The sequence below is a fragment of the Thalassococcus sp. BH17M4-6 genome (genome assembly GCF_049323015.1).
Classification (GTDB): domain Bacteria; phylum Pseudomonadota; class Alphaproteobacteria; order Rhodobacterales; family Rhodobacteraceae; genus Puniceibacterium.
Window position 1 is genome coordinate 114561 of sequence record NZ_JBMPGU010000002.1, and the last position, 13427, is coordinate 127987.

The 13427-nt window shown below is 66.2% G+C and carries 13 protein-coding genes; 3 read left to right on the forward strand and 10 right to left on the reverse strand.

Annotated elements, in window-relative coordinates; all coding sequences use genetic code 11:
• Positions 1 to 90: 90 nt before the first annotated feature.
• Positions 91 to 1725: a SulP family inorganic anion transporter gene (locus ACOXXX_RS02985; RefSeq protein ID WP_422825062.1), complete on the forward strand. Its 1635-nt coding sequence runs from the start codon at positions 91 to 93 to the stop codon at positions 1723 to 1725.
• Positions 1726 to 1872: 147 nt separating this feature from the next.
• Here ACOXXX_RS02985 and ACOXXX_RS02990 read toward each other — a convergent pair whose 3' ends face one another.
• Positions 1873 to 2523: a CatB-related O-acetyltransferase gene (locus ACOXXX_RS02990; protein WP_422825063.1), complete on the reverse strand. Its 651-nt coding sequence runs from the start codon at positions 2521 to 2523 to the stop codon at positions 1873 to 1875.
• A 113-nt stretch (positions 2524 to 2636) separates the two neighbouring features.
• Positions 2637 to 3242, reverse strand: coding sequence for a flavin reductase family protein (locus ACOXXX_RS02995; protein ID WP_422825064.1), 606 nt, complete (start codon positions 3240 to 3242; stop codon positions 2637 to 2639).
• A 57-nt stretch (positions 3243 to 3299) separates the two neighbouring features.
• On the opposite strand from ACOXXX_RS02995, the gene ACOXXX_RS03000 reads away from it, so the two are divergent.
• A complete protein-coding gene (locus ACOXXX_RS03000; RefSeq protein ID WP_422825065.1) occupies positions 3300 to 3800 on the forward strand; it encodes a GNAT family N-acetyltransferase in 501 nt (166 codons plus the stop codon).
• Between the two features lie 49 nt (positions 3801 to 3849).
• On the forward strand, positions 3850 to 4620 hold the full coding sequence (locus tag ACOXXX_RS03005) for an EcsC family protein (RefSeq protein ID WP_422825066.1): 771 nt from the start codon (positions 3850 to 3852) through the stop codon (positions 4618 to 4620).
• A 29-nt stretch (positions 4621 to 4649) separates the two neighbouring features.
• On the opposite strand, the gene ptsP is transcribed toward ACOXXX_RS03005, so the two are convergent.
• The 8 genes from ptsP to ACOXXX_RS03045 form a co-directional block, all read right to left on the reverse strand.
• Positions 4650 to 6890, reverse strand: a complete 2241-nt coding sequence (gene ptsP, locus ACOXXX_RS03010; protein WP_422825067.1) for a phosphoenolpyruvate--protein phosphotransferase — start codon at positions 6888 to 6890, stop codon at positions 4650 to 4652.
• Positions 6891 to 7054: 164 nt separating this feature from the next.
• On the reverse strand, positions 7055 to 8293 hold the full coding sequence (locus tag ACOXXX_RS03015) for an aspartate kinase (RefSeq protein ID WP_422825068.1): 1239 nt from the start codon (positions 8291 to 8293) through the stop codon (positions 7055 to 7057).
• 144 nt (positions 8294 to 8437) lie between these two features.
• Positions 8438 to 8881: an SgcJ/EcaC family oxidoreductase gene (locus tag ACOXXX_RS03020; protein ID WP_422825069.1), complete on the reverse strand. Its 444-nt coding sequence runs from the start codon at positions 8879 to 8881 to the stop codon at positions 8438 to 8440.
• Between the two features lie 5 nt (positions 8882 to 8886).
• Positions 8887 to 9531, reverse strand: a complete 645-nt coding sequence (locus ACOXXX_RS03025) for an SDR family NAD(P)-dependent oxidoreductase (protein ID WP_422825070.1) — start codon at positions 9529 to 9531, stop codon at positions 8887 to 8889.
• Between the two features lie 10 nt (positions 9532 to 9541).
• Complete coding sequence (locus ACOXXX_RS03030) at positions 9542 to 9961, reverse strand: DUF1178 family protein (RefSeq protein ID WP_422825071.1); 420 nt, start codon at positions 9959 to 9961, stop codon at positions 9542 to 9544.
• A gap of 61 nt (positions 9962 to 10022) precedes the next feature.
• Entirely contained in the window at positions 10023 to 10472 is a 450-nt protein-coding gene (locus tag ACOXXX_RS03035; protein ID WP_422825072.1) for an NUDIX hydrolase, read from the reverse strand.
• A 94-nt stretch (positions 10473 to 10566) separates the two neighbouring features.
• Positions 10567 to 11778 carry a 3-deoxy-D-manno-octulosonic acid transferase gene (locus ACOXXX_RS03040; RefSeq protein ID WP_422825073.1) on the reverse strand — a complete coding sequence of 404 codons (1212 nt, stop codon included), beginning with the start codon at positions 11776 to 11778 and terminating at the stop codon, positions 10567 to 10569.
• 465 nt (positions 11779 to 12243) lie between these two features.
• The gene (locus ACOXXX_RS03045) at positions 12244 to 13380 is read right to left on the reverse strand and encodes a glycosyltransferase (protein ID WP_422825074.1); all 1137 of its coding nucleotides are present in this window, start codon (positions 13378 to 13380) and stop codon (positions 12244 to 12246) included.
• Positions 13381 to 13427 lie beyond the last annotated feature (47 nt).

The following is a 13427-nucleotide window of genomic DNA, read 5'->3' on the forward strand; positions in this document are numbered from 1 at the left end:
GCCGACCGTTCCGCCGCGCACCCGGGGCCGGGTGGCCATTCGCGTCGTGGTGCAGTAATAGCGCAAACAACACCCCGAGAAGGACGCCCCATGGCCAATAAATCGATTCTGGCGAACTTCGCCGACCGCATCACCTTGCCCGACCTCAGCCTGGCCCCCAACGATGCGCTGACCCCGTCGCGCCTCCGGATCGAACTGCTGTCGGGCCTCACGGTGGCGCTGGCGCTGGTCCCCGAAGCGGTGGCCTTTGCCTTTGTCGCCGGGGTGCACCCGCTGGTCGGGCTTTATGCGGCCTTCATGGTGGGGCTGATCACCGCGCTCATTGGCGGCCGGCCGGGCATGATCTCGGGGGCGACGGGGGCGCTTGCCGTGGTCATGGTGGCGCTGGTGGCACAGCACGGGGTGGAATACCTCTTTGCCACGGTGGTGCTGATGGGCATCTTGCAGATCATCGCGGGGGCGCTGAAATGGGGGCGGTTCATCCGTCTGGTGCCGCATCCGGTGATGCTGGGCTTTGTCAACGGGCTGGCCATCGTGATCTTCCTGGCGCAGCTGTCACAGTTCAAGGTGCCCGGCACGATGGAGGCGACGGGCCACGGCATGGGCGGCGGCGAATGGCTGTCGGGTCTGCCGCTGGCCACGATGCTGGCGCTTGTGGCGCTGACCATGGCCATCATCTGGGCGCTGCCAAAGCTGACACGCGTGATCCCCGCACCGCTGGCGGGCATCGGGATCGTCGCCGCCATCGTCATCGCCTTTGGCATCGACGTGCCGCGGGTGGGTGATCTTGCCTCGATCCAGGGCGGGCTGCCGTCCTTCCATATCCCGATGGTGCCGCTGAACCTGGAAACGCTCGAAATCATTCTGCCCTACGCGGTCATCCTCGCCGCGATCGGGCTTATCGAATCGCTGCTGACGTTGAACCTTGTCGGAGAAATGACCGGCCAGCGCGGCGGCGCGAGCCAGGAGTGCATCGCGCAAGGCATCGCCAACACCGCCACCGGGTTCTTTGGCGGCATGGGCGGCTGCGCGATGATCGGCCAGTCGATGATCAACGTGAAATCCGGCGGGCGCACGCGCATCGCGGGCATCGCGGCGGCAGTCTTTCTGCTGATCTTCATCCTCTTCGCCGCGCCGCTGATCGAGCTTATCCCGCTGGCGGCCCTTGTGGGTGTGATGTTCATGGTGGTGATCGGCACGTTCGCCTGGAACTCGCTCACCATCCTGGCCCGCGTGCCCAAAATCGACGCCTTTGTCATCATCCTCGTCACCATCGTGACCGTCTACGAGGACCTTGCCGTCGCGGTCGTCGTGGGCGTGATCGTGTCGGCGCTGGCCTATGCCTGGAACAACGCCCGCCGCATCCATGCCAAGACCTATGCCACGCCGGAAGGCGCCAAGGTCTATCAGGTGCAGGGGCCGCTTTTCTTCGGTTCGGCCGAGGGCTTTGCCGAGCTGTTCGATCCCGTCGCGGACCCGCAGACGGTGATCGTCGATTTCGCCGACAGCCGGGTGGTTGACCAGTCCGCCCTGCAGGCGATCGAGGCCGTGGCCGGCAAGTACGAGGCGGTGGGCAAGCGGGTGCAGCTGCGCCACCTCAGCCGCGACTGTCACCGCCTGCTCAAGAAAGCGGGCCACCTCATGGTCGACAGCGACGATGACCCCGATTACGCTCTGGCCGTGAACTACGGCGTGCGCACCGGGGTGCTGGGCGGCGGCCACTGAGGGCACACAGGCTTGCCTGTGCGCCCAGCGGGACAGAGCGGAAATTCAACGAATTTCTGCGGAGTCCCGCACGGTTCGGGCGCTGCGAGGAAGTGCCGACCAGCCCCCCCCGGCAGGTAACAGGCAACAGGACGCACGCCCGCGCCACTACGGCGCGAGCCGCGCCAAGGCCGCCACGTCGCCCGCTTGCAGCGCGTCCTGCGCGGCGGCGATCCGGTCGGTGGGCCAGTCCCACCAGGCCAGCGCCAGTAGCTGCGCGATGTCGCGATCCGGGAACCGCATCCGCACCACCTGCGCCGGATTTCCGGTGACAACCGCGTAATCCGGGATGCGGCCACGCACCACCGCGCCCGCGCCGACGATCACGCCGTTGCCGATCACCGTGCCGGGCGTGACCATCGCGCCGTACCCCAGCCAGACGTCATGGCCAATCAAGGTGTCGCGGGTGTCGGGCTGGTAGCCCAGCATCGTATCGGGATCGAAGACCTGGAACGGAAAGGTGCTGATCCCCCGGCTTTCGTGGTTGGCCGAGGATCCGATGAACCGCACGCCGTGCGCGATCTGGCAGAACTTGCCGATCACCAGCTTTTCCTGGGCAAAGTCGAAGAGGTAGGGCGCCAGCCGCGCCGCCCAGCCATCGGGCTCGGGCGGGTCGAAGTCTGAGGCATAGGTGTACTTCCCCACCTCGAATCGCGGATGGTCGATGGCGTGTTTGAGGAAAACCGTGCCCTTGTGCAGGGAACCGTCGGGCAGGGTGATGGGATGGACGCGGGATGCGTCGGGCAGACGTGCAGGCATGACAGCCTCCTTTGACGTGACAATTGGGGTCAGGGGGTCAAAGGGTCTGGTCCATCACACTCTCCATCGGGTTGGTGCGCCCCTATACCACGGGCGGTCGCATTTGTCAGGCGTTAGTCGCCTGGACGTTTGAGCGAGAATTTCTCGCGCACCACGGTGTAGTCGCGGTAACCCATGCGGCTGAGCGGGTTGAAGCGCAGCACATCGAAAATGCCGTCCACCAGGCAATCGTCCTGGATATGCACGCCCACGACCTCTCCGAACACGGCGAAATTGGCCTCACCGGGCAGGTCAACGATTTGCGTCAGCTTGCACTCCAGGTTGGCGGGCGCGGCGGCCACACGCGAACAGGCGATTTGCTTGCACGGCGCCTTTTCCAGCCCTGCCAGTTCGAATTCGTCGGTGCCCTTGTCCCATGGTCCCGAGGTCTTGTTCATCGCGTCGCGCAGCGCGTAGGACACGATGTTGACGCAGAACACCCCGGTGTCGCGGATATTGGCGACGCTGTCCTTGGTGTCGCCCCGGTCGGGCTTTGCGCTGGTCGAGGAAAACATCACCTGCGGCGGCACGTAAGCCACGGCGTTGAAGAAGGAATAGGGGGCGAGGTTTTCCGACCCGTCCGACCCGCGGGTCGAGATCCAGCCGATGGGGCGCGGCGTGACGATGGCGTTGAACGGGTTGTGCGGCAGGTCGTGGCCATCTTCGGGGCGGTAGAACATGCGGGTCTCTCTTGTTTGCCGAAGGATTGGCCCCGTGATAGGCCGGATTTCACCCGAATGCACGAGGCCAGCCCCTTGTTCACGCTGAAAAAGGAAGAGCCCGAAGATTACTGGGCGGTAGAGGCGCTTTATGACCTGTGCTTTGTGCCCGGGCGCACGGCGCTGTCGTCCTACCGGTTGCGCGACGGCGTCGATCCGGTGGTGTCGCTTAGCCGTGTGGCGTTGGACGAAGGCGGTTTCATCGGCGGTGCGATCCGCTACTGGCCGGTGCGCGTGGCGGGGCATCGCACGCTGCTTCTGGGGCCCGTCGCGGTGCACCCCACGGCCCAGGGCGAAGGGCTGGCCGCGGCGATGATTCGCGATTCCCTGGCCGCCGCCGAGGCTGACTGGGAACGGGTCCTGCTGGTGGGCGATCTGCCCTATTACCAGCGCTTCGGCTTTGTCCGTCTGGACGGGGTCGAGATGCCGCCGCCGACCAACCCGGAACGGGTGCTGGGCGTCGCCTTGCGCCCCGGTGCCTGGGACGGGATCGCGGGCGAGGTCACGCCGGACGCTTGAAACCGCGCCCCGCGCTGCCAATCTTACAAGGACAGCGAAGGAGAGCGCGATGACCGGCACCGACCTTGTGGCGATTGATATCGATGGCGAACTGACCGAACTGGCGCGCCGTCACAGGGCGGCGGGCGGGGTCGGCCTGCAGGTGCTGAACTTTGTCGGCGGGCAGGCGGAAAACCTGCTGGAGCGCCTTCCCGACGGCGCCAAGAACCGGCTGGAAGAGGCGACGGAACGCGCGCTTCAGGTGGCGCTGCGCGCCGCCGCGCAGTCGCGCGGGGTGGTGCCCGACCAGAAAAGCTGGCTCAACACCGCGATGACCACGGCCATGGGCGCGGTGGGCGGTGCGGGCGGCCTGCCCACGGCCCTGGCCGAGCTGCCGGTGACCACGACGGTGCTTTTGCGCACGATACAGGGCATCGCGGCGGAACACGGCTACGACCCGTCCGATCCCGAGATCCAGAAGGAATGCCTGCTGGTCTTCGGCTCTGCCGGCCCGCTGGAGGCGGACGACGGGGTCGACATGGCCTTTCTGTCGGCGCGCATCACTCTGACCGGCACCACCGTGCGCGCGATCATGGCGCGCATCGCGCCGCGCCTGGCGACGGTGCTGGGTCAAAAGCTCGCCGCGCAGACGGTGCCGGTGCTGGGCGCGGCTGCAGGCGCGGCGACCAACTATGCCTACACCAGCTATTACCAGGAAATGGCGCGGGTTCATTTTGGCCTGCGCCGATTGTCGGAACGTACCGGCACGCCGCGCGCCGAGCTGGTGAACGACCTGCGGCAGCGCCTGAAAAAGCGGCCCAGCCGACCCGCACGGCGGTGACGGGCCGTTCGCGCGCCTGACGCGCCCTGTTAGATCTTGTCCCGCAGGAAGTTCATGACCGGCCCGCGGACCGATTGGTGGCCCTGATCGCGGGCCTCATCAATCACGGCCCGCACCTCGCCGAGCTTTACCCGCATCAACAGATGCTTGACCGGCCCGATGGACGCGGGACGCATCGACAGGCTGTGCAGGCCGATGGCTGCCAGGCAGATCGCCTCGATCGGGCGGCCCGCGTCTTCGCCGCAGAACGACAGCCGGGTGCCGGTATCGCGGCAGCGGTCGACGATGCCCTCGAGAAAGGTCAGGAAACTGACGTTCAGCGTGTCATAGCGTCGCCGCACCCGTTCGTTTTCGCGGTCCGCGGCAAAGAAGAACTGTTTGAGGTCGTTGCCGCCGATGGACAGAAACTGCACCTCTTCAAAGAATTGCTGCGGCGCGAAGGCCAGGCTGGGGGTTTCCAGCATCGCCCCTACCTCGAGCGTTTCGGGAATGGCGTGGCCCAGAATTTTCTCGCGTTCCAGCGCCTTCTCCATCTCGGCCCGGGCTTTGCGGAACTCCTCGAACTGCGCGACGAACGGGAACATCACCGACAGCGGCCGCCCGTCGGCGGCCCGCAGAAGCGCCTGCAGCTGCATCCGCAGCACGCCGGGCTTGTCCAGCCCGACGCGGATCGCGCGCCACCCCAGCGCGGGGTTCGGCTCGTCATTGGGCTTCATGTAGGGCAGGACCTTGTCCGACCCGATGTCGAGCGTGCGAAAGACCACGCGCCGTCCCAGCGCCGCGTCCAGCACCCGGGCGTAAAGCGCGGCGAGTTCCGTCCGGCGCGGCATCTGGTTGCGCACCAGGAACTGAAGTTCGGTGCGGAAAAGCCCCACCCCTTCGGCGCCAGAGCTGGTGAGGCTGGGCAAATCGGCCATCAGACCTGCGTTCATGTGCAGCTCGACCCGGGTGCCGCAGGCGGCGACGCAAGGCGTGTCGCGGATCGAGGCATAGCGTTCCAGCGCCTTGGCTTGCATCGCGATCTTTTCGCGGAACGCGCTTACCACGGTGTCGTCGGGGCGCAGGTGCACAACGCCCTGATCGCCGTCCACCATGATGTGGTCGCCATTCAGCGCCTCGTTGGTGATGCGGCCCGCGTGGATCACCAGCGGGATCGCCAGCGCCCGCGCGACGATGGCGGCATGCGACCCGACCGACCCTTCCTCGAGCACGATGCCGCGCAGCTTGCGGCCGTAATCCAAAAGTTCGCCCGGCCCGATGTTGCGCGCGATCAGGATCGGATCGTCGGGCATGTCGGCGCCGGTTTCGCGCCCCTGGCCGGTCAGGTTGCGCAGCAGCCGGTTGCTGAGATCATCGAGATCCTGCAGCCTTTCGCGCAGGTAGGCATCGGTTACCTGGTTCATCCGCGCCCGCGCCTGGCTTTGTTCCTTCTCGACCGCCGCCTCGGCCGACAGGCCGCGGCTGATGTCCTCTTCCATGCGGCGCATCCAGCCCTTGGAATTGGCGAACATCCGGTAAGCCTGCAGCACCTGTGCCTGTTCGCTGTCGCCCGAGGCATCGGCCAGCAATTCGTCGACGCTGATCCGCAGCGCCTCGACCGCCTCGGTCAGGCGCTCGCGTTCCCGTTCGGGATCATCCGCGACAAGGTTGGTCACCACGACGCGCGGTTCATGCAGCCACACATGGCCTTCGGCGGTGCCTTCCTGCCCGGTGGTGCCCCGCAAAAGCGCAGGCTGGGTGTGCCGCGCCGTCAGCGCCGCCCCTTCGCCGACGAAAACGCCAAGCTCCGTCATCTCGGCCAGCACCATCGCCACGACCTCGAGCGCATAGATCTCGTCAGGGGTGAATTCGCGCGCCTCCTTCGACTGCACGACCAGCACGCCCAGCTTTTCGCCCAGCCGCTGGATCGGCACGCCGAGGAAGCTGGAATAGATTTCCTCCCCGGTTTCCGGCATGTAGCGGAAGCCCTTGGCCTGGGGTGCGTCGGCGGTATTGACGATCTTGCCGAAGCGCGCGACGCGGCCGACAAGGCCCTCGCCCAGCCGCATCCGGGTCTGGTGCACCGCGTCGGGGTTCAGACCTTCGGTGGCACACAATTCCAGCGTTTCGTCATCGCGGAAAAGGTAGATCGAACACACCTCGGTGCCCATGGAATCGGCGGTCAGATGAGTGATCTTGTCCAGCCGCGCCTGACCCGCGGCCTCTTCGGCCATGGTGTCGCGCAGCCTGCCCAGCAGTTTGCGGCTTTCACTTTCAAATCCGTCGGCCATGGTACATCCGCTTTGATCCCGGAGGTCAGGTATAGGCCGAACCGGCCCGGAAGGGGAGAGGCGTTTTCACAACTTTGGCGTGCATGGCGCAAACGGCAGTCATTTGTGCGCAGCCAGCCGCGCCGCCCCCTGAATGGGCACGGCGCTTTGCCCGTCGGCCCGGATCAGGCGGCTTTCTCAAGCTCGAACGCGTCGTGCAGCGCCTGCACCGCCAATTCCATGTACTTGCGGTCGATCAGGACCGAGATCTTGATTTCGGACGTGGTGATGACCTTGATGTTGATGCCTTCCTGGCTCAGCACCGAAAACATTTTGGCCGCGACGCCGGTGTGGCTGCGCATGCCGATGCCCACCACCGACACCTTGGCGACGCCGGTGTCGGCCACCAGGTCGTGAAAGTTGATCTGGCCCTGCGCCTTGGCGTCGGCCAGCGCCTTGTCGGCGCGTTTGACCTGATCGACGGGGCAGGAAAACGTCATGTCCGTCCGCCCCTCTTCGGAAATGTTCTGCACGATCATGTCGACGTTCACGCCGGCCTCGGACAGCGGCATGAAGATCGCCGCCGCGATGCCCGGACGGTCGGCGACCGACACCAGGGTCATCTTTGCTTCGTCGCGGGAATAGGCCACACCGGCCACAACATTGCTTTCCACGATATCCTCCTCTGCGCAGACCAGCGTGCCCGCGTCGTCCGACTGTTCCTCGAAACTGCTCAGCACGCGCAGCTTCACCTTGTAGCGCATTGCCAGTTCGACCGACCGGGTCTGCAGCACCTTGGCGCCCAGCGATGCCAGTTCCAGCATCTCCTCGAACGCGATGCGGTCCATCTTGCGGGCCTTTTCACAGATCCGCGGGTCGGTGGTATAGACGCCGTCCACATCCGTATAGATGTCGCAGCGCTCGGCATCAAAGGCGGCGGCAAAGGCCACGGCGGTGGTGTCGCTGCCGCCGCGCCCCAGCGTGGTGATCCGCCCCTCGGGGCTGACACCCTGAAAGCCCGCGACCACGGCGACCTGCATGCCTTCGCCGAATTTGCGGGTGATGTTGGCGGGCGGGATGTCCTCGATCCGGGCAGAGCCATGCGCACTGGTGGTCTTGACCGGGACCTGCCAGCCCTGCCAGCTGCGGGCGGGAATGTCCATTTCCTGCAGGGTCAGCGCCATCAGGCCTGCGGTCACGTTCTCGCCGCTCGACACCACGGCGTCGTATTCGCGCGCGTCGTAGAGCGGAGAGGTTTCGCCCACCCAGCCGACAAGTTCGTTGGTCTTGCCCGACATGGCCGACACGATGACGATCACGTCATATCCCTTGGCCACCTCGACGCCCACGCGCTTCGCCGCCCGCCGGATCCGGTCGAGCGTCGCGACAGAGGTGCCGCCGAATTTCATCACGAGAACGGGCATCTGGCTCTCCCGGTGGAACAATTGCGCCCCGTGCTTTACGCGGCGGCCCTTAGCTGCGCAAGAGGCCGTGCAGCTTACCTGCTTCTCTGGTTCTCAAATACCTCGGGGAGCGCGAGGGGCAGCGCCCCTCGCATGTCGCGCGCCTCAGGCGCCGCGGTAATCCGCCGGGCCGAACCGTTCCGCGTTCACATGGGTTTCGGCCCCGGGCACCACGTCGGTGTTCTGCGCCGCCATCGCGATCCAGCCCGGGCCGTCGCGCCGCAGGACGAAGCTCAGAATCGTCTGGCGTGTCCCGGCGGGCGATCCATCGGGGGCTGTCTGCCCGGTCAGGGTGAAGCGGGCCTGCACCAAGGCATGATCCGACCCAAGCGCGCGGTGACGGACCGCGCCGACGCGCAGCGTGGTTTCGGCGAAAAAGCTTTTCAGGGCGTAGTCATGAGCCTTGGCGATGCTGTCGCGGTCATGCCACCACAACCCCACGACATTGACGAATTCCGCATCCTCGGCAAAGAGCGCGCCGATGGCCGCGCCCTCGCGGCTGTGCCAGGCATCAGCAAAGGCCTGCGGAAAGGCGGCTGGGTCGGTCACCGCGCTCAATAGGGATGCGCCCGCCCGTCCCAAGTCTCGAAACAGCCTGTCGTGTCGAGCGACAGCGCGTCGATCCGCGCCACCAATCCCTTTGCCGCATCTTCGACCGCTAGATCGGCAGACTCGCCCCCCATATCGGTGCGCACCCAGCCGGGGTGATAGATTCCCACGGCGATGCCCAGCCCCTTGAGATCCTGCGCCAGGTTGCGCCCCAGGTTCAGCGCCGCCGCCTTGGACGCGCGGTAGATGTAGCTGCCGCCGGGGGCGCGCTCGCTCGACGCCATCTGCGACGAGATGATCGCGATCTTCGGCGCCTCGGCCCGCTGCAATCCCGCCAGCATATATTGCACGGTCAGGAACACGCCGGTCACGTTGACGGCAAAGCTGTCTGCCCACATCTGCGGCGCATAGCCATCGGCGAGCGACTGGCCCTTGTCCAGATAGACCCCGGCATTGCAGATCAGCGTGTCCAACACCTCGCCTTCCAGCTGCCCGGCCAGGGCGCTGTGCGACTGGGGGTCCGTCACGTCGAGCGGCAGGTAGTCCTGCCCGTGACGCGCCGTGGCCAGCACCTCGTCGCCGCGCTTGGCATAGGCGGCGTTCAGTGCGGCGCCAATGCCGCGATTGGCGCCCGTGATCATCACCCGCATGTGCCGTCCCCTAGTTGGTTTTGCGTTTCGGCAGGCCCGGCAGCGGCAGCACCGGCACCCCGTCCTGCAAGAGTTTGCGCGCCTCGTCGGGCCGCGCCTCGCCCCAGATGGGCCGTTCCGGGCTGATGCCGTCATGCATGTCCCGGGCCTGTTTAGCGAAATCCTTGCCAACGTAATCGGCGGTCGATTCGACCTTTTTGCGCAGCTCTGCCACCGCCTGTTCGGCGGGCGACCGCGGGCCGCTCAGCGGGCGTGCCTCGCGCTCCGAGGTGCTGACGCGGGGGGCCATGATCGCCTTTTCCACCTCGGTCGATCCGCAGACCGCGCAGGTGACCATGCCGCTCTTGCGCAGCTTGTCGAAGGCGTCCGCCGACTGAAACCAACTGTCAAAGCGGTGATCGTCGCGGCACCGCAGGCTGTAACTGATCATCGGACTAATCCTGATAACGGTTCTTTTAACGTAGCTTTTTGCGCAACGGCTTCAAGCCGATCTATCGCCGCAGCAGCCGTGGGTCGAACTGGCGCAAAAGCTGCGCCAGCTCCGGTTCGCGGACCGCGGCGGCGGCTTTATTGCGGCTGAACCAGGCGCGCTGGCGCAGGTTGCGTTCGGGGAACTTGTCCGACAGCTTGCGCACCTGCAACGGAAACACCAGCGCCACGCAGGGCAGGCGCTGCGCATCGCCGACCTTGACGTAAGAGAAAAGCCCAATGGCCTGCTGCGCCACGTCGCCTCGCACGCCCGCCTCTTCCCAGGCCTCGCGCGCCGCGCTTTGCGCAGGCGTCAGGCCATGCTCGGGCCAGCCCTTGGGCACGATCCAACGCTTTGCCGACAGGCTGGTGATCAGCAGAATCTGTGGCTTGTCGTTGGTGATCCGGTAGCAAAGCGCCGCGAACTGCGTGCGCACGTCGGTCTTCTGCGCGCGCCGCAGGGACAGGGGCAACTGGCTGAAACCTTCTGGACGCATGCGGCGGCTCTCGGTGCGGGCAGTCTGTCTGACCTCTGCGTACCGTAGCACGAAAGGTCTGGCCAGTCCCTCAATGCCGGGGCAGGTGGTCCAGGACATGCGCGATCAACTCGTCGCTGCCGGTGGCCTGTGCCAGCGCGCGGTGCGCGGCGGCCCCCTGGTTCTCCTGATCCGCCGGGGCCTTCAGCGCGATCAGCGCCTCGGCCAGCGTGGCGGCGTCATCGATGCGGATCGCCGCCCCCGCGGCATGCAGCCGGGTAAAGGCCGCCCGAAAGTTGCGCACATCCGGCCCGTGTATCAGCGCCGCGCCAAAAGCCGCCGGTTCATAGGGCGTGTGCCCGCCGCGATCGGTCAGGGTGCCCGCGATAAAGACCGTGCCGGCCAGCGCGTACCAGCGCGCCATTTCGCCCAGGCTGTCGGCCAGCAGCACCTCGGCCCCCATCTCTCCGGCGGAGCGGCGCGAAGTCGCAAGTCCTGCCTCGGACAGCAGGGCAGCCACCTCATCGCCGCGGCGCGGGTGGCGCGGGGCCAGGATCAGCCGCAGGCCTGGGCGGTGCGCGCGGGCGGCAATGTGCGCGGCGATCACCACCTCGTCCTCGCCTTCGTGGGTCGAGGCCGCCAGCCAGGTGTCTGTGCGCGAATAGGCGGCGCGCAGGGCGGCATCGGGCACCTGGTCTGCGGGAGGCGTGTAGAACGCCTTGAGATCGACCACCGGGCCCGCGGCGCTGTCGGGCAGGCCAAGCGCGCGAAACCGCTCCAGCGATGCGGTGTCCTGCGCCGAAAGATAGGTAATTTCGTTCAGCGTCCGCGCGGCAAGGCCGGGCAGGCGGCCCCAACCGCGCGCGGTGCGTTCGGTCATGCGCGCGCCCAGAACCAGCACCGGGCCGGGGCAAAGCCGCACCCGGTTCGGCCAGATCTCGGTCTCCATCGTGATATGCGCCGCGATGCGCCAGCGGCGCAGCATCCGACGGACCGCCCAGGCCAGATCGAAGGGGGCAAGCTGCGCGGCGTGGCCCCAGCCCCGCGCCAGGTCAACGCCGGAGCGGCTGTTGCAGGTGATGAGCAGCGGCAGATCGGGGCGCGCGTCGCGCAGCGCGTCGATGACCGCCCGGGCCGAACTCAACTCGCCGTTCGAGGCGGCGTGCAGCCAGAGGTGCGGCGCCTCACGGTCGGGGCGCGTGCCGCCCAGCCGCGCCGTCAGCGCTCCGGTGTCGCCCCGCAGGAGTAGGCGCAGGCCCTGCCAGACAGCGAAGACCGAAATCAGCAGGCGATACAGCAACATGGGGCAGGCTCCGGTCGGCGCGATGCGGCCTGCTTAGGGCGCGCAGGGCCCGCTTGGCAAGCGGTCGCTGTGGCGGTGCTGAGGGCGTTGTAACGTGATCAGAGAGGCTGAAGGCGACGAAATGCGCCGCCTTGGTGGATATATCAAAATATCATTTAAATTAAAGTATTTGAATATCGAAGCTGAGTTCCGGTTTGAGGGGCGCAGACAGTGCCAATTCAGCCATTCCAGGCGAAGTTTGATGCATCGAATTTTACCTTTATCTGCTTATAGTTCGGATATTCTCACCAGATTTGGCTATAAATTTCACTTTTCGAACATTCTTGTGACTTCATCGTCTTCTCTGGCGTTTCCAGGGCGGATTGCTGCCCATCAAGCGCACAGATCATGCGACGTCAGACGGCCTGCCTCCGGTTTTCGCTTTTGAGCGAACGACTTGCCGCGCACTGCTCAGATCGTCCGGTTTCAGCGTCCGAGCGTTTCGCGAATCCGCGTTTCCAACCGAGCCAAAAGCACGTCGTTGTCGAACCGCGCCTCTGCGACTGTGCGGGCGCGGGCGGCCATGGCGGGTTTGTCCCCAACGTCCATCGCCTGGCCGATTGCCGCGGTGAAACCGGCGGCATCGTGCTCGTCGACCAGGAACCCGGTCTCGCCCTCGTCGATGGCCTCGGGGATGCCGGCGTGGCGGGTGGAAACGGTGATGCAGCCGCAAGCCATCGCCTCTTGAATGGCGGTGGGCAGGCCTTCGGTATTGCCATCACGCGCGGTGATCGAATGCTGCAGGAAGAACTGCGTCTGCTGCAGCGCCTGACGGACCATGTCATGCGGCTGCGCGCCGTGAAACATGACCTTTCCCGACACGCCGAGCCGCTCCGCCAGCGCCTGCGCAGGCGCAAGCAGAGGGCCGTCACCGACAAAATCGAGCCGCGCGTCGGGGCGGTCCGCCGTCGCCTCGGCAAAGCTTTGCAGGGTCACCAGCGGGGCCTTCTTTTCGACGAAGCGGCCGACGGCAAGACAGCTGAGCGGCTGCTTGTCGCCCGGCGCAAAGCGGCGCACGTCGACGCCCGAGGGGATGACATGCGCATTGTCGTGCCGCACACCGTGCCGCGCGAGGTTGTCGAGCAGGAATTGCGAGACCGAGAACACCCCGGCGAGCCGCGGCATCAGCTTGCGATAGGCGGACTGAATCCGTCGCGATTGCAGCGCCTTGGAGGCATCTGTGCCGCGATAGTACGTGAAGATCGGCAGGCCCAGCTCATTGGCCAGCGGCGCCAGCGCCAGCGCCTGCGTGCCGAATTCCGCCAGGATCACCTCGACCCGCTGATCGCGCAGAAATCGCGCCAGATCGCGTTTGCCCCGACCGAAGGGCAGGCGCGAGGTGCTGTGCCGCGCGCGGTTCCAGAGGGTCCAAAACGGCGCGGTGATCAGATCGCCGCCGGTGAGCTTTTCGCGCCGCACGAAGAGCGGCTTGCCGTAGGGATCGTCGCCGTTGAACCGGCCGCAGATCACCACGGTATCGCCGCCGAACAGCAGGTTGATATGGCGGTTGATGAAGGTTTCCCCGCCGACGTGGTAATCGCTGGTGCCGATGGCTGCGCGCATGTCTGGCCTGTTCCCCCCGGGGTTTCGGCGGATTTAGCAGGCGACAC

What these genes read in the sequence shown, in the direction of transcription:
- ACOXXX_RS03030 (WP_422825071.1), bottom strand. Translation starts at nt 9,961, where the DNA reads ATGATCAGTTACAGCCTGCGGTGCCGCGACGATCACCGCTTTGACAGT.
- ACOXXX_RS03045 (WP_422825074.1), bottom strand. Translation starts at nt 13,380, where the DNA reads ATGCGCGCAGCCATCGGCACCAGCGATTACCACGTCGGCGGGGAAACC.
- ACOXXX_RS03015 (WP_422825068.1), bottom strand. Translation starts at nt 8,293, where the DNA reads ATGCCCGTTCTCGTGATGAAATTCGGCGGCACCTCTGTCGCGACGCTC.
- ACOXXX_RS02985 (WP_422825062.1), top strand. Translation starts at nt 91, where the DNA reads ATGGCCAATAAATCGATTCTGGCGAACTTCGCCGACCGCATCACCTTG.
- ACOXXX_RS03005 (WP_422825066.1), top strand. Translation starts at nt 3,850, where the DNA reads ATGACCGGCACCGACCTTGTGGCGATTGATATCGATGGCGAACTGACC.
- ACOXXX_RS03040 (WP_422825073.1), bottom strand. Translation starts at nt 11,778, where the DNA reads ATGTTGCTGTATCGCCTGCTGATTTCGGTCTTCGCTGTCTGGCAGGGC.
- ACOXXX_RS03025 (WP_422825070.1), bottom strand. Translation starts at nt 9,531, where the DNA reads ATGCGGGTGATGATCACGGGCGCCAATCGCGGCATTGGCGCCGCACTG.
- ACOXXX_RS03000 (WP_422825065.1), top strand. Translation starts at nt 3,300, where the DNA reads ATGCACGAGGCCAGCCCCTTGTTCACGCTGAAAAAGGAAGAGCCCGAA.
- ACOXXX_RS02995 (WP_422825064.1), bottom strand. Translation starts at nt 3,242, where the DNA reads ATGTTCTACCGCCCCGAAGATGGCCACGACCTGCCGCACAACCCGTTC.
- ptsP (WP_422825067.1), bottom strand. Translation starts at nt 6,890, where the DNA reads ATGGCCGACGGATTTGAAAGTGAAAGCCGCAAACTGCTGGGCAGGCTG.
- ACOXXX_RS02990 (WP_422825063.1), bottom strand. Translation starts at nt 2,523, where the DNA reads ATGCCTGCACGTCTGCCCGACGCATCCCGCGTCCATCCCATCACCCTG.